The sequence below is a fragment of the Streptomyces sp. NPDC091292 genome (assembly GCF_044757265.1).
Classification (GTDB): domain Bacteria; phylum Actinomycetota; class Actinomycetes; order Streptomycetales; family Streptomycetaceae; genus Streptomyces.
The window spans coordinates 23,619-44,999 of sequence record NZ_JBIVUQ010000036.1; the positions used below are offsets into that span (position 1 = coordinate 23,619).

General features: G+C 70.7%; 16 protein-coding genes. 6 read left to right on the top strand and 10 right to left on the bottom strand.

Annotation, left to right across the window (positions count from 1 at the left end; all coding sequences use genetic code 11):
• The first annotated feature begins 60 nt into the window (after positions 1 to 60).
• On the top strand, positions 61 to 1,065 hold the full coding sequence (locus ACIQNU_RS42605) for an endonuclease/exonuclease/phosphatase family protein (RefSeq protein ID WP_401377773.1): 1,005 nt from the start codon (positions 61 to 63) through the stop codon (positions 1,063 to 1,065).
• 104 nt (positions 1,066 to 1,169) lie between these two features.
• Here the strand turns inward: ACIQNU_RS42605 and snpA are convergent, their stop codons facing one another.
• The gene (gene snpA, locus ACIQNU_RS42610; protein ID WP_401377776.1) at positions 1,170 to 1,859 is read right to left on the bottom strand and encodes a snapalysin; all 690 of its coding nucleotides are present in this window, start codon (positions 1,857 to 1,859) and stop codon (positions 1,170 to 1,172) included.
• 187 nt (positions 1,860 to 2,046) lie between these two features.
• Here snpA and ACIQNU_RS42615 point away from each other — a divergent pair, with 187 nt between their 5' ends.
• Positions 2,047 to 3,015 (top strand): LysR family transcriptional regulator, encoded by a 969-nt coding sequence (locus ACIQNU_RS42615; RefSeq protein ID WP_401377779.1) that lies wholly within the window; start codon positions 2,047 to 2,049, stop codon positions 3,013 to 3,015.
• Between the two features lie 114 nt (positions 3,016 to 3,129).
• Here ACIQNU_RS42615 and ACIQNU_RS42620 read toward each other — a convergent pair whose 3' ends face one another.
• A complete protein-coding gene (locus tag ACIQNU_RS42620) occupies positions 3,130 to 5,232 on the bottom strand; it encodes a PhoX family protein (protein ID WP_401377782.1) in 2,103 nt (700 codons plus the stop codon).
• Between the two features lie 606 nt (positions 5,233 to 5,838).
• Here ACIQNU_RS42620 and ACIQNU_RS42625 point away from each other — a divergent pair.
• Both ACIQNU_RS42625 and metG read left to right on the top strand, forming a co-directional pair.
• Positions 5,839 to 6,951: a VWA domain-containing protein gene (locus tag ACIQNU_RS42625; RefSeq protein ID WP_401377785.1), complete on the top strand. Its 1,113-nt coding sequence runs from the start codon at positions 5,839 to 5,841 to the stop codon at positions 6,949 to 6,951.
• 157 nt (positions 6,952 to 7,108) lie between these two features.
• Positions 7,109 to 8,827, top strand: a complete 1,719-nt coding sequence (metG, locus tag ACIQNU_RS42630) for a methionine--tRNA ligase (RefSeq protein WP_401377788.1) — start codon at positions 7,109 to 7,111, stop codon at positions 8,825 to 8,827.
• Between the two features lie 64 nt (positions 8,828 to 8,891).
• On the opposite strand, the gene ACIQNU_RS42635 is transcribed toward metG, so the two are convergent.
• The 7 genes from ACIQNU_RS42635 to ACIQNU_RS42665 form a co-directional block, all read right to left on the bottom strand.
• The gene (locus tag ACIQNU_RS42635; protein ID WP_401377791.1) at positions 8,892 to 9,470 is read right to left on the bottom strand and encodes a Uma2 family endonuclease; all 579 of its coding nucleotides are present in this window, start codon (positions 9,468 to 9,470) and stop codon (positions 8,892 to 8,894) included.
• Between the two features lie 156 nt (positions 9,471 to 9,626).
• Positions 9,627 to 11,390 (bottom strand): aspartate--tRNA ligase, encoded by a 1,764-nt coding sequence (gene aspS, locus ACIQNU_RS42640; RefSeq protein ID WP_401377793.1) that lies wholly within the window; start codon positions 11,388 to 11,390, stop codon positions 9,627 to 9,629.
• Between the two features lie 91 nt (positions 11,391 to 11,481).
• Positions 11,482 to 13,677, bottom strand: coding sequence for a SpoIIE family protein phosphatase (locus ACIQNU_RS42645; protein ID WP_401377796.1), 2,196 nt, complete (start codon positions 13,675 to 13,677; stop codon positions 11,482 to 11,484).
• A 592-nt stretch (positions 13,678 to 14,269) separates the two neighbouring features.
• Complete coding sequence (locus ACIQNU_RS42650; protein WP_401377799.1) at positions 14,270 to 15,298, bottom strand: AI-2E family transporter; 1,029 nt, start codon at positions 15,296 to 15,298, stop codon at positions 14,270 to 14,272.
• Positions 15,299 to 15,378: 80 nt separating this feature from the next.
• Positions 15,379 to 16,098 carry an ABC transporter ATP-binding protein gene (locus ACIQNU_RS42655; protein WP_401377802.1) on the bottom strand — a complete coding sequence of 240 codons (720 nt, stop codon included), beginning with the start codon at positions 16,096 to 16,098 and terminating at the stop codon, positions 15,379 to 15,381.
• An 8-nt stretch (positions 16,099 to 16,106) separates the two neighbouring features.
• Entirely contained in the window at positions 16,107 to 17,564 is a 1,458-nt protein-coding gene (locus ACIQNU_RS42660; RefSeq protein WP_401377805.1) for an ABC transporter permease, read from the bottom strand.
• Between the two features lie 62 nt (positions 17,565 to 17,626).
• Complete coding sequence (locus ACIQNU_RS42665; protein WP_401377807.1) at positions 17,627 to 18,937, bottom strand: ABC transporter permease; 1,311 nt, start codon at positions 18,935 to 18,937, stop codon at positions 17,627 to 17,629.
• 125 nt (positions 18,938 to 19,062) lie between these two features.
• Between ACIQNU_RS42665 and ACIQNU_RS42670 the strand changes: the two genes are divergently transcribed.
• Together ACIQNU_RS42670 and ACIQNU_RS42675 are read left to right on the top strand one after the other, a co-directional pair.
• The gene (locus ACIQNU_RS42670) at positions 19,063 to 19,728 is read left to right on the top strand and encodes a response regulator transcription factor (protein WP_401377810.1); all 666 of its coding nucleotides are present in this window, start codon (positions 19,063 to 19,065) and stop codon (positions 19,726 to 19,728) included.
• Positions 19,719 to 20,969, top strand: coding sequence for a sensor histidine kinase (locus tag ACIQNU_RS42675; protein ID WP_401377813.1), 1,251 nt, complete (start codon positions 19,719 to 19,721; stop codon positions 20,967 to 20,969). The genes ACIQNU_RS42670 and ACIQNU_RS42675 overlap by 10 nt, the downstream gene beginning before the upstream one ends.
• Here the strand turns inward: ACIQNU_RS42675 and ACIQNU_RS42680 are convergent.
• On the bottom strand, positions 20,966 to 21,358 hold the full coding sequence (locus ACIQNU_RS42680; RefSeq protein ID WP_401377815.1) for a hypothetical protein: 393 nt from the start codon (positions 21,356 to 21,358) through the stop codon (positions 20,966 to 20,968). The genes ACIQNU_RS42675 and ACIQNU_RS42680 overlap by 4 nt on opposite strands.
• Positions 21,359 to 21,381 lie beyond the last annotated feature (23 nt).

Below are 21,381 nucleotides of genomic sequence, written 5' to 3' on the forward strand. Positions count from 1 at the left end.
CCACCGGCGGGGCAAGTAAGGGCACGTAAGGGCAGGTGTCTGACGGAAGTGGGGGGCGTCTTGGGGATTGCCACGGATGTGGGGGTACGGGAGCCGGGTGCGGTCGACGGCGGGGTGCGGCGGAGGCGGGGTGGGCCGGGGGCCTGGTTCGCCGGGCTGTTGCTTCTCGGCGTGAGCGTGGTCGTCGGGTGCCGGATCGCCGACACCGACGCCCTCACCCCCGTACCCCAGTTGCTGGCGTTCCTGCCGTGGCTTCTCGCGCCCACCGCGCTCGCGCTGCTGCTCGCCCTGCTCACCCGCTGGCGCACCGGACTCGTCTGGGGCGTCGCCGCGCTCGCCGCCGTCGCCTGGTTCATGGAGCCCTACGGCAAGACGTCCGACCCGTCGGGCCCCCCGCTCGCCGACCTGCGCGTCCTCACCGCGAACGTCCTGCTCGGCCAGGCATCGGACGCCCTGGTCACCGCCGTACGCCGGGAGCGCCCCGACCTCGTCTTCGTCCCGGAGTGCGAACAGCGCTGCACCGAGGCGCTGAAGGTGCTCGCGGACGACTATCCGTACCGCAGTGCCGTCGAGAAGTACGGCTCCGAGGGGTCCGTCATTCTGGGCCGCACCCCGTTCACGGCCACCGGGGGCATACCCGGCACGCTCGGGATGCCCGGCGCCGTCGCCGAGGTGAAGGGCCAGAAGATCCGGCTCCAGCTCGCGCACCCGATGCCTCCGCTGCCCGACACGGTCGGCGTCTGGCGCCGTGAACTCGGCGCCCTGCGCGACTTCGCCGCCGCCGAACCGGACATACCGACGATCATCGCCGGCGACTTCAACGCCACCCAGGACCACGCCGCGTTCCGCCGCATCCTCGACACCGGCCTGCGCGACAGCTCCCGCCTGGCCGGGGAGGCCCGCACCCCGACCTGGCCGTCCCGCTCGGCCCGCGTCATCGGCGCCCAGATCGACCACGTCCTCGTCTCCGAGGACTTCACGGCCCACACCGCCCGCTTCCTCGACCTCCCCGACACGGACCACCGGGCCGTCCTCACCGACCTGACCCTGCACCGCCCCCGCTGACATGACGGTGCGGGCCGCCCGGCGAGAGGGGCGGCCCGCACCGGTGGGGGGTGGGGCAGGGGACGCGGGGAGTAGTCAGGGAAGTACCCCCGCCCCGAAGAGAATCAGCCGGTCTTGGCCAGGGTGTCCGCCTTGTTGACCTGCGCGAGCGCCTTCGCCAGACCGTTCGCCCAGAGCTGGTTCACGCGGGAGCGCTCGGCGGCGTTCGGGTAGGCGTTCGTGCAGGACGTGCCGGGGCCGCCGCCGGACATCAGCTCGCTGCACGGACCCGAGTAGTGGTCCGGCAGACCGAGGACGTGCCCGGTCTCGTGGGCGGTCACGCGGGTCGAGTTGTACTGCTGGTTCTGCCGGTAGTCGAGGAAGATGTAGCCACGGCCGTGCCCGTCGGTCGACGCGTACGAACCGCGCGAGTCATTGCCCTCGTAGTACTGGAAGCTGGCGCTGCCACCCTCCTGGAGGCGGACGTTGCTCACCGAGCTGTTCCAGATCGAGGTGGAGCTGGCTATCTGCGAGCGGAACGAGGGCGCGTTCGCCGTGCTGTAGTTGACGGTGACGACAGCGGCGCCCGGGTTGGCGGCGCGCTTCTCGGCGACCGCCTTCACGACCGCGTCGAAGAACGCCTTGGTGGCCGCCTTGTCCTCGGCCGAACCCTCGTACCGCGCGATCGACGCGGCCGTGCTCGCCGGGGCCGTGTCGGTGGCGGTGGGAGCGGCGGACGCGGGAACCGCGGCGCCGAGCGCGCCGGCGAGACCGAGACCGATCGCCGCGGACAGGAAGCGGGTGGGGGGCTTCATGATGGGGGGCTCCTACTGGTTCATGGTGGGGTTAGAACGTTCGGTAAAGGGAGTGTCAGGGAACTCGCGCCGCCCGGGATGATGGCAAGTGGGGATAGCCTCGGGCTATCACCCGTCAACTCGTGCCGATACATGGGGATTTGGGCATCTGGTGTCCGTGCCTTGAGCGGTTCTACGCTCGTCTCCCATGGACCTAGAGGTGCGGCATCTTCGCGCACTGTGCGCCATCGCCGACAGCGGCAGTCTGCACAAGGCGGCCCGTGAACTCGGCGTCGCCCAGCCCACGTTGAGCACGCAGCTGAAGCGTATCGAACACGCCCTGGGCGGCGAGCTGTTCACCCGGGGCCGCGGCGGCTGCCGGCCGACGCCGCTCGGCAGCGCGCTGCTCGGCCGGGCCCGGCCGCTGATCGCCGAGATGCGGGACCTGGTCACCGAGACCCGGGCCGCCGCCGCCCGCGCGGCCGACGGCACCCATCTGCTGATCGGGTCGACGGCGAGCCGCGCCATCCCCGGCTGGCTGCGCCGGTTGCGGGTACGCCGCCCCCGCACCGAACCGTCGCTCCAGATGAACGTCTCCGCGAACGCGCTCCTCGGCATGGTCGCCGCCGGACAGCTCGACGTGGCGTTCGTGCACGAGGTCGAGGGCAGCCCGCTGCGGTTCCCGGCCGGGGTCCGCCATCGGGTCCTCCTGGAGCGGGAACCCCAGTTCGTGTCCCTCTCCGCCGACCACCCGGCGGCGGCCCGCCCGGTGGTGACCCTGGCCGACCTCGCGGGCGACCGGTGGATGGTCGATCCGACGGTGGACGGCGAGTGGGACGCGGTCTGCCGGGTGCTGCGCGCGGCCGGCATCAGCCCCCGGGTGCTGCGCGGCGACTACCTCACGGCGTACTCGCTCGTCGCGACGGCCGAGGTCGTCACGGTCTGCCAGCCCACGGCCCGGCCCCGCCCCGACACGGCGGTCCGCCCCCTGGCCGGCGACCCGCTCGGCGTCCGCCTGCTCCTCGCGGCCCGTACGGAGGCCGAGCTGGACGAGGTGTACGGGGATCTGGAGGAGGCGTACTGGGAGGTCGCCGAGGAGGCGCCCGAGTACCGGGAGTGGCTGAACGGGGCGGTCCGGTTCGAGGAGTTGGGGGCGCTGACCCGCGACCCGGCGTGAGTCACCGAGACACCGTCGGACACCGGAAAGGCAACGGGCGCCCTCCGCGGTCAGAGGGCGCCCGTTGGTCTCTGCGTACGGTCGGTCCCTCCGTACGCGGGGTGCGGCTTCCGCTCAGACGCCGATGTCGCAGCCGTCCGTGCGCCACACCGACACGACCGACGGGCGGACGATACGGCCGGGGCCGTCCGGCCACGCGCTCGCGGGCTTCTCGACCGACGCGCCGTCGACCTCGCCCGGGTGCTGCACGGCGACCAGGACCCGGCGGTCCTGGATGATCGGGCCGCAGGTCTCGGCGCCCTTCGGCATGGTGAGGAACTGCTTCAGCTCACCGCGCCGGTCGCCGCTGGTGGCCACGCCGAACAGTCCGTCGTGGGTGCCGAGGGCGTTGCCGTCCGTCGCGATCCACAGGTTGCCGTGCGGGTCGAAGGCGACGTTGTCCGGGCAGGAGATCGGCGAGACCTTGTCCTTCGGGAAGCCCGCGAAGTAGGTCGACGGGTCGTTCGGGTCGCCCGCGACGAGGAACAGGCTCCACGCGAAGGTCAGCGACTCCGGCCGATTGCGGCTCTCCGTCAGCTCCAGGATCTGCCCGTGCTTGTTGAGGTTGCGCGGGTTCGCCTCGTCCGCCGGGGCCTTGCCGGCCTTGCCGCGGTCGGTGTTGTTCGTCAGCGCGATGTACACCTTGCCGGAGCGCGGCGACGGCTCGATGTCCTCGGGGCGGTCCATCTTGGTGGCGCCCACCAGGTCGGCGGCCTGCCGCGTGAAGACGTAGACCTCCTCGGCGGTCATGCCCTTGACGTGCGACTCGGCGCGCCCGCGCGGGCCCGCCGTGGCGAGCGGTATCCACACGCCGCTGCCGTCGAACTCGCCGTCGGCGGGCAGCTTGCCCGTGCCGTCGATCTCCTCGGCGGGCGAGTCACCCGTGAGCTTGGCGACGTACAGGGTGCCCTCGTCCAGGAGCGTCATGTTGTGCGCGTGCGCGGTACGGCTGTTGCCGCGCATCCGGCGCTTGGACGAGACGAACTTGTAGAAGTAGTCGAAGCGCTCGTCGTCGCCCATGTAGACGACGGGACGGCCGTCGTCGGTGAGGCGGGGCTGCGCGGCCTCGTGCTTGAAACGGCCCAGGGCGGTCCGCTTGCGCGGGGTCGACTCCGGGTCGTACGGGTCGAGTTCGACGACCCAGCCGTGGCGGTTGACCTCGTTGGGCTCCTTGGTGACGTCGAAGCGCTCGTCGAACCGCTCCCACTTGCGCTCGGACGCGCCGGCCGTCACGCCGTACCGCTTGAGTCGGGCCAGGGTGACCGGGTCGGTGACCTTGTCGACGTTCGCGAAGTACTGGTTGAAGTTCTCCTCGCCGTGCAGCGTGGTGCCCCAGGGGGTCTCGCCGCCGGCGCAGTTGTTGAGCGTGCCGAGCACGGTGGTGCCGCGCGGGTCCGCCTTCGTACGGACGAAAGCGCTGCCCGCGGCCGGGCCGGTCAGCTCGAACTCGCTGGTCACGGTGAGGCGGCGGTTGAGGTGGTGGCGCGGTACGGCCGTCAGCTTGCCGCTGCGGCGGTCCTCCTCGACCACGACGACCGACAGGCCGTGCGCGGCCCAGGCGATCTCGGCCTGCTCGCGGGTCGGGTTCGCGGCGTCGTAGCCGCGGAACATCAGGATCTCGTCGGTGTACTCGTGGTTCGCGACGAGGACCTGCCGGCCGCGCTCGCCGGGCAGCGGGAGGAGGCTGAGGAAGTCGGTGTTGTAACCGAACTGGCCCGCCTGCGCCTTCGCGGTCTGCTTCTCCGGGTCGAAGGCCGGGGCGCCGCGCAGGATCGGGTCGCCCCAGCGGATGACGACGTTCTGGGCGTGGCCCTCGGGGATGGTGACCGCGTCGTGCGTGTTGGGCGCGACCGGCGTGAAGCGGAGGCCGCGCGCCGCCTTTCCACGTCCGTGCTTCAGCGAGTCGGCGGGGGTGCCGGTGCCGGTGGCGGGGGCCGCGGTGGCGGTCTGGCTGCCGGTGCCGATGAGCGCGCCACCCGCCGTCGCGGCGACGGTGACGACGGCGGCGGCCCGCATCATGGAACGGCGGCTGAGGACACCGGCGATGACATCGCCGACGTACTCGTTGGCGCTCGTGTTCGGCACCTCGTGGAAACAGGCGTCACCGCAGCGGAACCGGCAGGTCATGGCGGACCGGCTGCCTTGGTGCGAGCTGATCAGCGGCAGCATTTTGGGCATTTCTTTTCCTCCCCTTTACGTGAGTTCGGCGCGACCGTACGAGGGTCGGGCCGCAGCGGGAGGGCGGCGAGGTGAACTGGGGGTGAACCCGTGGCGGACGGGGTGGGGAGATGGTGGCCTCTGAATGGGCCCGGGGGGTTGGTGGAGGGTTTGTCGACCCTCCCCAAGATCGCGTAGGGCGGCGGCTAACCTTACGTGTCCGTCCTGGCCAGGGATTGACGGAATCAACTCACGCGAAGGGTCGCGCACATGGGCATTCTGAGTCGGTTGCGGGATGTGTTGGGGCGGTCGCGCAAGCGGGGTCCTGTGCAGGAGGCTGACCGGGTGGAGGCGTCGGTGCCGGTGCCGGCACCGTCCGCCGGTGAGTCGGTGGCCCCTGCGGGGGGCGTCTCCGTGCCGGCGCAGCCTTCGGTGGTGGAGGAGTTGGTTTCGGCGGCGTTCGACAATGTGTCCGTGCCTCGGCCTTCGCGGCCGGCGGACGACACCGTTGACTCTGTTGCCGTTGCCTCCGAGGACCCCGCGCCTGGGGTTGTGCCCGCCCGTCCCGCCCAGCGGGACACTCGCCCACAACGGGAATCGGAGGGGGAGGCCGAGCCGGTGGCTGTCGTGGAGTCGGAGCCAGTCGCTGCCGCTGAGCCGGAGCCGGTCGCGGTCGCTGTGCCGGAGCCGGTCGCTGTCGTGGAGCCCGAGCCGGTCGTGGAGCCGGAACCGGTCGTGGAGCCGGAGCCGGTGGCTGTCGTGGAGCCGGAGCCAGTCGCTGCCGCTGAGCCGGAGCCGGTGGCTGTCGCTGAGCCTGAGCCGGCCGTGGAGCCGAAGCCGGTGGCTGTCGCGGAGCCGGAGCCCGTCGTGGAGCCCGAGCCGGAGCCCGTCGCCGTCGCTGAGCCTGAGCCCGTCGTGGAGCCCGAGCCGGAGCCCGTCGCCATTGTGGAACCGGAGCCTGTCGTGGAGCCGGTGGCTGTCGTGGAGCCCGAGCCCGTCGCCGTCGTGGAATCCGAGCCCCAGCCCGAACCCGTCTCCACCCCCACCTCCGCCCCCACCTCCCCTCCCGCCGAACCCCAGCTCGCCGTTGCGGTCGGGCTGGCCGGTGCGTACAAGGCTGCCGGTGACGCGCTCGCCGCGCGGGCGCTCACCGGAACCCCCGTCCGGATCGTCCTCGTCCTCGACCGTTCCGGTTCCATGCGGCCGTACTACAAGGACGGGTCCGCGCAGAGTCTTGGGGAGCAGGTGCTCGCGCTGGCCGCGCACACCGATCCCGCCGCGACCGTGTCCGTCGTGTTCTTCTCGACCGACATCGACGGCTCCGGCGAGCTGACCCTCGACAGCTACGAGGACCGGATCGACGAGCTGCACGCGTCCCTCGGGCACATGGGCCGCACCGGCTACCACCACGCCGTCGCGGAGGTCGTCGCCCAGTACGAGAAGGACAAGAAGGCGGGGACGACCGCCCCGACCCTCGTCGTGTTCCAGACCGACGGCCCCCCGGACGTCAAGGGCGCCGCGACCCAGGCCCTCGCGGACGCGACCCCGCACCCGGTCTTCTTCCAGTTCGTCGCGTTCGGTGAGCACGAGGCCAAGGGCTTCGACTACCTCCGTAAGCTCAAGGCGGAGAACGCCGCCTTCTTCCACGCGGGCCCGACCCCCCGCGAGCTGACGGACGCCGAGCTGTACGAGGGTCTGCTCGGGGCGTTCCCCGAGTGGCTGGCGGCCCGTAACGGCTGACCTCGCACACCTGGTCCCATGGGGCGTCCCGGGCGGAAATTGCCGCGCGGGGCGCCCCGCCGTGTCGGATACGCTGTGAGGATTCCGGCCGCGTGACCCACCCGGCTCTCGGACACCGACCTTCTCACCGCACGTAGCGACTTGGGAGCAGCCCGCGATGGCTCGACACCTCATCACCAGCGCCCTTCCGTACATCAACGGGATCAAGCACCTGGGCAACATGGTGGGGTCCATGCTTCCGGCGGACGTGTACTCCCGGTACCTCCGCCAGCGCGGTCACGACGTCCTCTACATCTGCGCCACCGACGAGCACGGCACCCCGGCCGAGCTGGCGGCCAAGGAGAACGGTCTGCCGGTGGACGTGTTCTGCGCGCAGGCGCACGACGCGCAGAAGGCGGTGTACGACGGTTTCGAGCTGGCCTTCGACTACTTCGGCCGCAGCTCGTCGCCGCAGAACCGGGAGATCACGCAGCACTTCGCCCGCCGGCTCCACGAGAACGGGTTCATCGAGGAGCGGTCGATCCGCCAGGTGTACTCGCCGGCCGACGAGCGCTTCCTGCCGGACCGCTATGTCGAGGGCACGTGTCCGCACTGCGGGTACGACAAGGCGCGCGGCGACCAGTGCGAGAACTGCACGCGGGTCCTGGACCCGACGGACCTGATCAACCCGCGCAGCGCGATCTCCGGCTCCACGGATCTTGAGGTCCGCGAAACCACGCATCTGTTCCTGTTGCAGTCGAAGCTTCAGGGCGAGGTCGAGGCGTGGATCGACGAGGTCGGCGGCGAGTGGCCGCAGCTCGCGTCGTCGATCGCCCGCAAGTGGCTGACCGAGGGCCTGCACGACCGCGCGATCACGCGTGACCTGGACTGGGGCGTGCCGGTCCCGGCCGACACCTGGCCGGAGCTGGCGGCCGACGGCAAGGTCTTCTACGTGTGGTTCGACGCCCCGATCGAGTACATCGGCGCGACGAAGGAGTGGGCCGACGCGGCGCCCGCGGGCGAGGTCCGCGACTGGAAGTCGTGGTGGTACGAGGCCGATGACACCGTCCGGTACACGGAGTTCATGGCCAAGGACAACGTCCCGTTCCACACGGTGATGTTCCCGGCGACGGAGCTGGGCGTACGGGAGCCGTGGAAGAAGGTCGACTACGTCAAGGCGTTCAACTGGCTGACGTACTACGGCGGCAAGTTCTCCACGTCGCAGAAGCGGGGCGTGTTCACGGACGCGGCGCTCGATCTGCTGCCCGCGGACTACTGGCGGTACTTCCTGATCGCCAACGCCCCCGAGTCCGACGACTCGTCGTTCACCTGGGAGCACTTCGCGGCCACGGTGAACAAGGACCTGGCGGACACCCTCGGCAACTTCGTCAACCGTGTCCTGTCCTTCTCGAAGAAGCGGTTCGGCGAGGAGGTCCCGGCGGGCGCGGAGGCGGGCGAGGCGGAGGAGAGGCTGGGCGTGGAGATCGCGCGCCTCCTCTCCGAGTACGAGGAGCACATGGAGGCCCTCCAGTTCCGCAAGGCGGCGGCGGCCCTGCGGGCGCTGTGGTCGGCGGGCAACTCCTATCTGGAGGAGAAGGCCCCCTGGCTGGAGATCAAGACGAACGCGGACGGCGCGGCGCTGACGCTCCGCACGGCGATGAACCTGATCCACCTGTACGCGATCGTCTCGGAGCCCTTCATCCCGGCGTCGGCGAGGGCGATGCGGAACGCGTTCGCGCTCCCCGACGACACGGCGACCTGGGCCACCCCGGCCCAGGCGACCACCCTGACGACGCTCCCCCCGGGCACCCCGTTCACGGTCCCCCCGGTCCTCTTCGCCAAGATCACGGAAGAGGACTTGGAGGCTTATCGGGAGAGGTTCGGGGCGGAGGCGTGACCTTTGCTCACGCAGGACGGAGGGCCCGAAACCGCACGACGGTTCCGGGCCCTCCGTCCTGTTGTCAGTGCACCCAGTCCTTGAGCGGCTCGGTGTCCAGGTCGATTCCCACCGGGTCCGGCAAGGTCACCGTCTTGCCGAAGGGGACCGTGACCACGGTCTCGTAGCGGACTCCGTCCGGCTGGGAGTGGACCTTGACCTCGTGGGTGTCGCGGTCGATGAGGAGGAAGACGGGGATGCCGGACTCGGCGTAGGCGCGGGGCTTGTCCTGTCGGTCCCGCCTGTGTGTGTCTGAGTCACGGGAGGTGACCTCGACGACCATGCGCACCCCGTCCACACTGGCCCATTCGCCCGCTCCGATGAAGTGATCGATCGGTGCGAGCACGCCATCGGGGCGAGCGTTGCTCTTACGGTAGGTCTCGATGCGAAGCCCCTGGTCTCCGAAGAGCCACATTCCGGGGAGTGACGAGCAAATCTGAATCAGCCAGACGATGATTCGTCCGTGAACTCCGTCCGGCACTGCCTTTTCCCCGATCCTTCCGTTGATGAACTCCAAACGCAGGGACTCGTCCACGCGGGCACCCAGATGAGCCAGCTCCTCGAACTGTTCCTGGCTCAGGACGCTGTGACGCTCGTCGGTCATGCCCACGGCGGTCTCCTCCCGGATCGGTGGTGACTCCCAGGGTAAGTGGCCACCGGACTGTGCGGCCGGTTTCATTTCGAGTTTTGCCATGATCGGGAGCCTAGGCACGGCAAAGGGCCCGGGATCTCCTGATCCCGGGCCCGTCACTCGTGTGGGTTACTTCGGCTGGGGCTTGTTCACCGTGATGTTGAGTTCCCTCAGGCGGGCCGGGTCCAACTCTGTCGGGGCGCCCATCATCAGGTCCTGGGCGTTGCCGTTCAGGGGGAACGCGATGGTTTCGCGGATGTTGGGCTCGTCGGCGAGGAGCATCACGATGCGGTCGACGCCGGGGGCGATGCCGCCGTGCGGCGGGGCGCCGAAGCGGAAGGCGCGGAGCATGCCCGCGAACTCGGCCTCGACGGTCTCCCGGTCGTACCCGGCGATCTCGAACGCCTTCAGCATGATGTCCGGCTCGTGGTTACGGATGGCGCCCGACGACAGCTCCGTACCGTTGCACACGATGTCGTACTGCCACGCCAGGATGTCGAGCGGGTCCTTCTCCTCCAGGTCGGCCATGCCGCCCTGGGGCATCGAGAACGGGTTGTGCGAGAAGTCGATCTTCCCGGTCTCCTCGTCCCGCTCGTACATCGGGAAGTCCACGATCCAGCAGAACCGGAAGACGCCCTCTTCGAAGTGCCCGGAGCGCTTCGCGGCCTCGACCCGCACCGCGCCCATGATCTTCGAGACCTCTCCGTACTCCCCGGCGCCGAAGAACACCGCGTGACCGGGGGCAAGGGAGAGGCGCTTCGTCAGCTCCGCGACATTGTCCTCCGTCAGGAACTTCGCGATCGGGCCCGACAGGGAACCGTCCTCCGCCACCCTCACCCAGGCCAGCCCCTTCGCGCCCTGCTCCACCGCGTAGTCCCCGAGCTGGTCGAAGAACTTGCGGGGCTGCGCCGAGACGTCCGGCACCGGCAGCGCGCGCACGTGCTTGCCCGCGAACGCCTTGAACTCCGAACCCTCGAACACGTCGGTGATGTCGACCAGTTCGAGCTGGGCCCGCAGATCCGGCTTGTCCGAGCCGTACTTCGCCATCGCCTCACGGAACGGGATGCGCGGGAACGGCGAGGTGACGTGCCGGCCGCCGCCGAACTCCTCGAAGAGTTCCGTCATCAGCCGCTCGATCGGCCGGAACACGTCCTCCTGCTCGACGAAGGACATCTCCACGTCGAGCTGGTAGAACTCGCCGGGCGAGCGGTCGGCGCGGGCGTCCTCGTCGCGGAAGCAGGGCGCGATCTGGAAGTACCGGTCGAAGCCCGAGATCATCAGCAACTGCTTGAACTGCTGCGGGGCCTGCGGAAGGGCGTAGAACTTGCCCGGGTTGAGGCGCGAGGGCACCACGAAGTCACGGGCGCCCTCCGGCGAGGTCGCCGTCAGGATCGGGGTCGCCATCTCGTTGAACCCGAGCGCCGTCATCTTGTGCCGGATCGCCGAGATCACGGCGGTCCGCAGCATGATGTTGCGGTGCATGCGCTCGCGGCGCAGGTCCAGGAAGCGGTACTCCAGGCGCCGCTCCTCGTTGACCCCGTCCTCGGCGTTGATCGTGAACGGGATCTGCTGGGCCGCGCCCAGGACCTCGACCTCGGCGGCCTCGATCTCGATCTCACCGGTGGGCAGCTCCGCGTTGACGTTCTCGGCGCCGCGCGACACGACCCGGCCGTCGACCCGTACGACCGTCTCCTTGGTCAGCTTGTCCAGCGCCTCCGCCGCCGCCGTGCCGGGGCGGGCGACGAGCTGCGTGATGCCGTAGTGGTCGCGCAGATCGATGAAGAGGATGCCGCCCAGGTCTCGGCGATTGTGCAGCCAGCCGCTCAGCCGGACGTCGGTGCCGACGTCAGTGGCGCGCAGCTCTCCGCAGGTGTGGGACCTGTACCGATGCATCGTCGTTTCATCCAGTCTTCGCGGGTGGTGGACCGAGTGGTGGGCCGAGACCCACCAAGGTTACCGTCCGCCCCAAGATCGCTTTCCGGTATTACGGCCCGGCCGGGGGCCGCTCGTGCCGGGGTGTCTCCGCCTCGGGGGCCCGCTCGTACTCCTCGAACCAGATGCTCTTGCCCTCGCCGCGCGGATCGACGCCCCACGCGTCCGCGAGGAGTTCCATCAGGACCAGGCCGCGGCCCGACGAGGCGAGTTCGCCGGGCTCCCGTTTGTGGGGGAGGTCGTCGCTGCTGTCGGCGACCTCGACGCGGAGGGTGCGGTGGCCGGGTACGCCGGTGACCTCGGCGACCATGAGGGCGTCGCCGTCGGTGTGGACGAGGACGTTCGTCGCCATCTCCGAGACCATCAGGACCGCCGAGTCGACCTGGTCCGGGTCCGTCCAGTCGTGCAGCAGCTCCCGTAGCTGCTGGCGGCCTGCGGCGATGCGCTGCGGCTCGGCCTGCGGGACCGTGAAGACGGTACGGCGGGCGGACCCGGCCGCGTCCGGACGGCCGCTGCGGCGCAGCAGCAGCACCGCGATGTCGTCCTCGCGGCGGTCGGCGAGCGGCCCGGTGGTGTAGTGGGACGACGGCCCGTGCACGGCCTGGACCAGCGAGTCGGCCAGCTCCTCCAGGCTTTCGCCGCGGTGCGCCTCCAGGGTCGTACGGATCCGGGACCAGCCGGTGTCCAGGTCATGGCCGCCCGTCTCGATCAGGCCGTCCGTGCAGATCAGCATGGTCTCGCCGGGCTCCAGGACGATCCGGGTGGTCGGATAGTCCGCGTCCGGGTCGATGCCCAGCGGCAGCCCGCCCGCCGTGGGCCGCATCAGGACGGTGCCGTCGTCCATCCGTATCGCCGGATCGGGGTGCCCGGCGCGGGCGATCTCCAGGACGCCGGTGCGCGGGTCCGCCTCCACGTAGAGGCAGGTCGCGAAGCGGGGTTCGGTCGGGGAATCGGCGCCCGCCAGGTGGCGCCCGGCGGATCCGTACGGGATGGAGTCGGTGACCCCGGTCAGGAAGCGGCTGGCGCGGGACAGGACCGCGTCGGGCCGGTGCCCCTCGGAGGCGTAGGCGCGCAGCGCGATCCGTAGCTGGCCCATCAGCCCGGCGGCCCGTACGTCGTGCCCCTGCACATCGCCGATGACCAGCGCGATCCGGCCCGACGGCAGCGGGATCATGTCGTACCAGTCGCCGCCGACCTGGAGGCCGCCGCCGGTGGGGACATAGCGCGCGGCGACACTCATGCCCGGGATCTGCGGGGCGAGCGTCGGCAGCATCGAGCGCTGGAGCCCTTCCGTCAGCTCCCGCTCGGTCTCGGCGGCCCCGGCGCGCGACAGCGCCTGTGCGAGCATCCGCGCCACGGTCGTCAGGACGGACCGCTCGTCGGGCGTGAAGGTGACGCGGTAGGCGAAGGCGGCCATCCAGGCGCCCATGGTGCGGCCCGCCACGATCAGCGGGAGGAACGCCCAGGACTGCCGTCCGAACCGCTGGGCGAGCGGCCAGGCGGCCGGGTAGCGGGAGCGGTACTCGTTCGGTGACGACAGGTACACCGCCCGTCCCGTACGGCACACCTCGGCGGCCGGGTAGTCGGTGTCCAGCGGCATCGCCATGAACGGGCTCTCCTCGCCGGGGGCGTGCCCGTGGTGCCCGACGACGTCGAGATGGTCGCCTTCGACGCCGAAGACGGCGAGCCCGTCCGGCGAGAACCCGGGCATCGAGAGCCCGGCGGCCACCCTCAGCACCTCGGCCGTGGACCGCGCCTCGGCGAGCGCCCGCCCGGCGTCCAGCAGGAACGCCTCGCGGGAGCGCCGCCAGTCCCCGGTGACCGGGGAGCGGGCGGCGGCGCCGGGCGGCTGCTCGGTGACCTCCTGAAGCGTCCCGATCAGCTCGAACGAGTGCTTGTCGCGGTGGTACGTGGGTTTCGAGCGGCTGCGGACGGTACGGATGACCCGGCCCTGGTCGTCCATGATCCGCAGGCGGGCCTCGGCGAGGGTGTTCTCGGCGACGGCGAGGCCGACGATGCCGTCGATCTCGTTCCAGTCGACGGGGTGGAAGCGGGCCCGTACGGCGGACTCCGTCAGGGTGACCGCGCCGGCGGGCAGCCCGACGAGCCGGGCGGCCTCCGCGTCGAGCGCGACGGTGCCGGCGGCGGTGTCCCAGTGCCACATCCCGGTCGCGAGCGCGGACAGCACCTCGCCCACCGGGGGCAGGGACGAGGTCCCTACGGATGGCGGGGGATCTTCGGTGCGCATTGCCCCACTGTAGGAATATCCGAGCCGAAACGCCCACTATGGGCCGGCGCCCTGCCTGACCGGGGTCATGGGGGGTGCGCAAAGCGCAACCTTCAGAGGCGAGGGGAAGGGCCCGACCGACCGGCCGCAGGTCCGCCGGGGTGCGTGGAGCGCTTCCTCAGGGGCGCGGGGAACCGCGCGACCGGCCCGCGGCGTCACTGCCGGGGTGCGCGGAGCGCGCTCTCAGGGACGCGGGGAACTGCGCGACCAGCCACGGCAGGCCCGCGGCGGACAGCGAGCCGCACGCCGTTGGTCGTCGCCGGGGTGCGCGGAGCGCATTCTCAGGGGCGCGGGGAACTGCGCGGCCGGCCAGCGGCAGGCCCGCGGCGGACAGCGGACCGCACGCCGTTGGTCGTCGCCGGGGTGCGCGGAGCGCTTCCTCAGGGGCGCGGGGAACTGCGCGACCGGCCCGCGACCGGCAGCGAGCCGCACGCCATTGGTCGTCGCCGGGGTGCGCGGAGCGCGCTCTCAGGGGCGCGGGGAACTGCGCAACCAGCCACGGCCGGCCCGCGGCCGACAGCGAACCGCACGCCCCTGGTCAGCCGACCGCAGGTCACCCGTATCTGGCTCGTAGTTCTGTCAGAACGCCGAAGGCCGCCGCTGTCACCGGTACCGCGAGGAGCATGCCCAGGATGCCCGCGACGGAGGCGCCGGCCGTGATCGCGAGGAGGATGACCGCCGGGTGCATCTGGACGGTGCGGCTCTGGATCATGGGCTGGAGCACGTGTCCTTCGAGGAGCTGGACGGCGAGGACGACGCCCAGGGCCCACAGCGCGATGGCGAACCCCCGGTCGGCGAGCGCGACGAGCACGGCGACGGCGCCGGAGATGAAGGCGCCGAGGTAGGGGATGTACGCGCCGACGAAGACGAGCGCCCCCAGCCCCACGGCCCCCGGCACGCGCAGCACGAGCAGCCCGACGGTGATGCAGACGGCGTCGATGAAGGCGATCACGGTGGTGCCGCGCATGAATCCCTCGACGGCCTCGAAGGCCCGCCGCGCCATGGCCTCCAGGGTCTCGCCCCTGCCGCGCGGGGCAAGGGCGTGCAGGGCGGTGATGGCCCGCCCGGAGTCCCGTAGGAAGAAGAAGACGAGCAGCAGGGCGAGCACGGCGGTGGCGATCAGCTCCCCGACGACGCTGATGCCGCTGAGCACCCCGGACGCGGCGGTCGAGCCGAACCTGCCGAGCAGGTCCTTCGCGTTGGTGGCGAGATCGTCGAGCGAGGTCCCGGCCGCCCCGAAGTGCGCGGTGAACGACTTCGCGGCCTGCTTGAGCGAGGCGACGATCTGGTCCCCGCTGTCGATCAGCGCGGTGACGACGATGTACCCGGCACCGCCGACGACGGCGACCACCGCGGCGCAGGTCAGCCCCGCCGCCAGCGAGGCGTTGACCTTCGCCGCGACGAGCCGGCGGTACAGGGGTCCGAGCAGCGCGGTACCGAGCAGGGCGAGCAGTACGGGCGTGACCGCCGTCTTGAAGGTCACGCACAACCAGATCCCGACCGCGGCGACCCCACTGACCAGCAACACCACCGCACACCAGGCAGCGGTCCGCACAACAGCTCGGGGCAACAGGTCATGCATCGCCCCAGCGGATCACGGGGGGTGCGGGGGCGCCTGGTGGCGGGGCCGAGTGGGGGAGGCCGGTCACCGTCCGGTCTGGTTCAGGCGGCGATTCTGCCCTTGCGGAGGGTGAGGGTGCGGTCGGACTGGGCGGCGAGTCGCTGGGAGTGGGTGACGACCACCACGCATTTGTTCTGGTCGTGCGCGAGTTCCCGGAAGACGCGGATGATGCCCTGGGCGGTGTCCTCGTCGAGGTTGCCGGTGGGTTCGTCGGCGAAGAGGATGTCGACGTCGCAGGCCAGGGCGCGGGCGATGGCGACGCGTTGCTGCTGGCCGCCGGAGAGCCGCATGACGTTGCGGGTGGAGTCCTGCCTGTCCAGGCCGACCTCGGCGAGCAGTTCGATGGCGCGGGCCTTCTTGTTGCGGACCTTGACGCCGGTGATCTCCATGGCGGTGGTGACGTTGCGTACCGCGGTCATGTAGGTGAGCAGGTTGTACTGCTGGAAGACGGTGGCGGCGTGCTTGTTGCGGTACCGGCCCAGGCCGATCGCCGTGAGGTCCCGGCCGTCGAAGCGGACGGAACCCTTGGTCGGGGCGTCGAGCCCTGAGGCCAGGGAGAGCAGCGTGGTCTTGCCGCTGCCGGAGGGGCCCAGGATCGCGTAGAAGACACCGCGTTCGAAGCTGTAGTCGATCTGCTTGAGCACGGTGGTCCTGCGTCGCTGACCTGCGTAGGTGTGGCTGAGACCGGTGAGTTGGAGGACGGGGGCGGTGCTACGGGGATTGGTGGCTGGAGCGTGGGTGTCGGGGGTGATGGCGTCCATGGAGGGGGTCACTCGCCCTTCGAGAGGATGGTGCGGGGGGACAGGCGCAGTACGGATGCGGCGGGCATGACCGTGGCGAGCAGGCCGATGCCCAGGCCCACGCCGGCCACGGTGGCCAGGGCGCCGTTGTCGAGCCGTACGGTGATCTTGTCGATGGGGTCGGCGCCTTCCACGGGTTCGCTGCCGGGGTCGATGCCCTGGCCGAGCCCGGTCGAGCCGGGCGGCGGCGGCTCCCAGGCGGCCAGCTCGGCCCGCGCGGAATCGGCTTCGCCGCTGACCAGGGACCCCGCGGCCTTCTGGGTGAGCGCTTCGGTGAACAGCGCGCTGAGGCCGACGGCCAGCGCGGCGACCACCACGATCTCGGTGACCTGCTGGGCGACGAGTTTCCATGGCGGCTCACCCATCGACAGCAGTACGCCGAACTCCTTGCGGCGCTGCTTGACCGCCAGTGTGGTGAGCAGGGCGAGTACCGCGGCGCCCGCGACACCGATCAGCCACATCGCCAGCCCCGCGGACGAGGTGACGGCCGACAGTGGGCCGGTCATCTGCTTGATGGCCTTGTCGTTGATCTGGAGGGCGAAGGGGTCGAGCTGGGCACCGGCGACGTCCTCGGCGTGCTTTTTGAACGCCGGGAAATCGCCCGGGTCGTTGAGCGTGAACGTCGCCCCGCCGACCTGAGCGGGCACCTTCCCGTCCTCGCCGAGCGCCTCGGCGGCGGCGGCGATCGGGGCGATGAGGCGGTTCCCGGCCGGTACGAGGTAGTCCGGGTCCTGGTCGCCCGGGTCGCGGTAGATGCCGCCGACGGTGAACTCGGTGTACCCGTCGACCGTCTGCTTCTCGGTGGACGGGTCCGTCTTGATCCGACCGAGCTTGATCCTGTCGCCGACCTTGAGTGCGTTCAGCTTGGCCAGACGCTCCTCGATGAGGACGACCTCGCGATCCCGGTCGGCCAGGGTGATCGGCTCCCCGTCCAGCAGCTTCCACCGCCCACTGCTGAACCCGGGCATCGCCCCGGACTCCAGTACGCCCTTGACCAGGGGCAGTTGAGACATGGGGGGAATGCCGTCAGGGTGCCTTTCCCTATCCCTATCCCTGTCCCTATCTTTATCCTTCTCCGTCGGCTTGCCTTCGTAGGTCAGCGGGTCGGCCAGATCCGTGAACTGGATGCCCTCGTAGTTGTAATGCTTGACCAGCGGCGACTTACCTATCTGGTCGATCGTCGCGGTGGCCATCTGCGGCGCCGAAAGGCCGGAGCCGCCGTCCGCCGTCAACTTGTCGAAGTCGATGGCCAGGGTGACCTCGGCGCCGATCTTCCGCTTGGCCGCGTCACCGGCTCGCGCCGTGGCGTCCTCGATCAGGACACCGCCGAGCACCATCGCCGAGATGACGAGGAACGTCCCCAGCATGATCAAGGTCTTGCCTTTGCGGGACCAGAGACTGAGCCCCGCGCGTTTAAGGAAATTCATGCCGCCAATCACCTAACTCGCTGTCCGTCATTCGCCGTCCGTCATTGGCTGTCCGTCATTGGCTATTCGCTGTCGGTGAGGATCGATCGGGGGTGCAGGCGGAGAATGCCGATGCCGGGCAGAACCGTGGCGACCAGCGAGATACCGAGGCCGATACCGGCGACCTTGCCGAGATCGGCGGCCCGCATTGCCATGTCCGGCGCCGGCAGCGGCTCCACCTGGGGGCGCCCAGGACGAGCCGCGACCTCCCCGGTCGCCGGCAACCGCTGCCCGGCCACCGGTCCGAGCACGGCCCCGGCCAGCGCCGCCAAGGCCACCGCGGGCACCGCGACGGCGGCGACCTCCACCGTGTGCTGGCCGATGAGCTTCCCTTTCCGCTCACCGAGGGCGAGCAGCATGCCCAGTTCGGCGCGGCGCTCCCGGATGGTCAGCGTGACGACGAGGCCGAGGATCACGGTGCCCGCGCCGGCGATCAGCCACACGAGAACCCCGGCGAAGGCGCCGACCTTCCGCAGCGGCTCCACCTGGTCGCGGTACGCCTTGTCGTTGACGTCGAACCGAAGGCCGTCACCGCCCAACAGCCGCTTCACATCGGCGTGCAGGGCCTGGGCCCGCTCGGGCGACGCGAGCTTGTAGACGGCTTCGGCGAGCGGGCCGCCCTCTCCGGCACCCGGCGAGGACGGGGTGACCAGCGTGGACACGGCGCCGAGGGGGGCGTAGATCTGGTTCGCGGGGAGCTGAGCCGGTTCCTGCCATCCGGGCGCTGTGCCGGACCGGGTGTCCCGGAAGACGCCGACGATGTCGTACGAGGCCCCCTCCCTCGGAAGCCCCCTGGGTCCCTTCCCTTCCGGCGCGGCCGTCAGCTCGATCGTGTCCCCGACCCCGAGACCGTTCTTCCGCGCCAGTCGCTGATCGATCATCACGACCCGGCGGCCGGCGTCCCTCGCGGTGATCGGCCGCCCCTCGACCACGGAGGCGTGGCCGGTGGCGAAGTCGAGCAGCATCGCCGACTCGCGGATTCCGGTCAGCCCCGGCCCGTCGTCGGCGGGCCCGCTGTCCGGCGGCCGGGGCGCGTCGGACGCGACCAGCTTCAGACCGGGCGCCCGGGAATCCACGTACAGCAGCGGGTTGTACCGCTCCACCAGCGGCGACGCCCCCAGCTTCGCCGCGGCGTCCGCCGTGAGCCTGTCGCCCTTCACGGTGACGTCCACGCCGATCCTGCGCTGCGCCTCGGCCTCCTGCCGGTCCGTGGCGCCCCGCAGCATGAAGCCGCCCAGCAGCAGCGTGCACACCACGAGGAAGATCCCCAGCAGGATCGCGGTCCTGCCCCGGCGGGCGACGAGACTCAGGCCGGCCCGTTTGACGAAGTTCATGGGACGAGAGAAGAACAGGCGACGGTGTGCACGGAGATAAGGCCGTTACGGGGACATAAGAAAACGGCACGGGAACGCGTACGTCTTTACGTCCGTGCAATGGGCGGCCTGATTCCCTTTGGCTCATGAGGGTTCTGGTTGCCGAAGACCACCGGGTGCTGGCGCGCACGATCGCCACCGGACTGCGCCGCGCGTCCCTGGCCGTCGATGTCGTCGGCTCGGGCGACGAGGCCGAACAGCGGTGTCTGCTCACCGAGTACGACGTGCTGGTCCTGGACCGCGATCTGCCGGTGATGACGGGCGACGAGGTCTGCCGGCGGCTGCGCGAACGGGCGGATCCGCCCCGCATTCTGATGCTGACGGCCGCCGGGACCATCGAGGACAAGGTGTACGGCCTCGACCACCTGGGCGCCGACGACTATCTGACCAAGCCGTTCGACTTCGCCGAACTGCTGGCCCGTATCCGCTCCCTGGCCCGGCGCACCGCCAAGCCCCCGCCACCCGTCGTCCTGCACCACCAGGGCATCACCCTGGACCGGGCCCGGCGCGAGGTACGGGTGGACGAACACCTCGTGGAGCTGACCCCGAAGGAGTTCGCCGTACTGCGGACGCTGATGGAGGCACGGGGCGCGGCGGTGCCGCACAGGGAGCTGGTACGGACCGTCTGGGACGAGCATCTGGACCCGCGTACCAGCGCTGTCCGCGCCACCGTCAGCCGGCTGCGCGCGAAGCTGGGGGATCCGGGGGCGATCCTCGCGGATACGGGACAGGGCTACCGGCTGTGCGACTGACTCGCTCGCCGCTGGACCCGGCCGGCCTGCTGACCCGCCTCCCCTTCCGGGTCCGGCTCGCCGCGGCCTTCAGCGGGCTGTTCCTGCTGGCCGGGGTGGTGCTGCTGGCGTTCGTCGTCGTCCTGGCGCGGTACGGGACGGCGCAGGAGGTGCGGACGCAGGAGATCACTCGGGTGGTTCCGGAGTCCGTTCCGAGCGGTGGGGCTTCGCCGGTGAGCCCCGATGCGTGGGGCGGGACGGGTCGGGGGGCGCAGCCGTCGGAGGCGAGGCCGGGTGGCGGCACGGTCCGGCTTCCGCCGGAGGCCGTCGCGATCCGTTTGGTGGACCAGACCGTCCAGGCGGTCCAGGACGCGGCCCTGCGGCAGATGCTGCTCTGGTCGGCGGTCGGCCTGGCGGTGATGGCGCTGCTGGCCGGGCTGATGGGCTGGTGGCTGGCGGGCCGTGCGCTGCGGCCCATCTCCGCGATGACCGACACCGCCCGCCGGATCAGCGACCACACCCTGCACGAACGGCTCGCCCTGACCGGCCCGGACGACGAACTGCACAAGCTGGCCGACACCTTCGACTCGATGCTGGACCGGCTGGAGGGGTCCTTCGAGAGTCAGCGGCGTTTCGTCGCCAACGCATCGCACGAACTGCGCACCCCTCTCGCCGTACAGCGCACCAGCCTTGAGGTCGGCCTCGCCGACCCCCTCCCGGAGGGCCTGGCCGAGGTCCGCGAGGACCTGCTGACCACCAACCGCGAGGCGGAACAGCTGATCGACGCCCTGCTGCTGCTCGCCCGCAGCGACCGGGGAGTGGAGGACCCGGAGCCGGTTGAACTGGCGGAGACCGCGCGGCTGGCGGTGGCGGAGCTGGCGGGGCTGGCGAAGGAACGTGGCGTAGGCCTACGGGTGACGGCGGACGGTCCACTGAAAATACTGGGCGACCCGGTACTGGTACGCCACCTCATCGGCAACCTGGTCCGCAACGCCATCCAATACAACCACCCCGGCGGCACGGTGGACGTAACCCTGCGGGACCGCGCTTTGACGGTGACGAACACGGGCGGACCGGTGGACCCGGCCCGCATCCCCACCCTCTTCGAACCGTTCCGCCGCCTGGGCCAGGACCGAACAGGCACCACGGGCCACGGCCTCGGCCTGTCGATAGTCCGCTCGATAGCAGAGGCCCACAACACCCCGGTACACGCGGAACCGGGCCCATCGGGCGGCCTGAAGGTACGAATAGAAGGCCCTTAGACCTGAACATCCATGAAGGTGCCCTCTTGGCGATCGGTGAGGGTGAACTCCATCCACTCGACGCCGGGGACGCTGAAACTGGCCCCGGAGTTGGCGGACGCGATGCCGTTGAACTCGTGGTGCGTGCTCGCTCCGGAGCTGAGGAGACTCCACGGCGTGGCAATCTGCCAGGCGCGCTGAAGAGTGGTCAGCAGCGCGTGCTCAGGGGTGGCCGAGGCGAGAGGAGAGACGAGCTGCAACTCCGCAAGCTCCGGGAACTTCCAGTACCGCTCGTACCCCGTGATCTCAAGGGGACAGGGCAACAGCTTCTCCATGCGCCCGACCACCCGTCCGGCACCGCGGCGATCGCCTACGTGCACGTGACAGCGCCACCGGATCGTCTCGAACATGTCGGCACTGTACGGCGACGGCG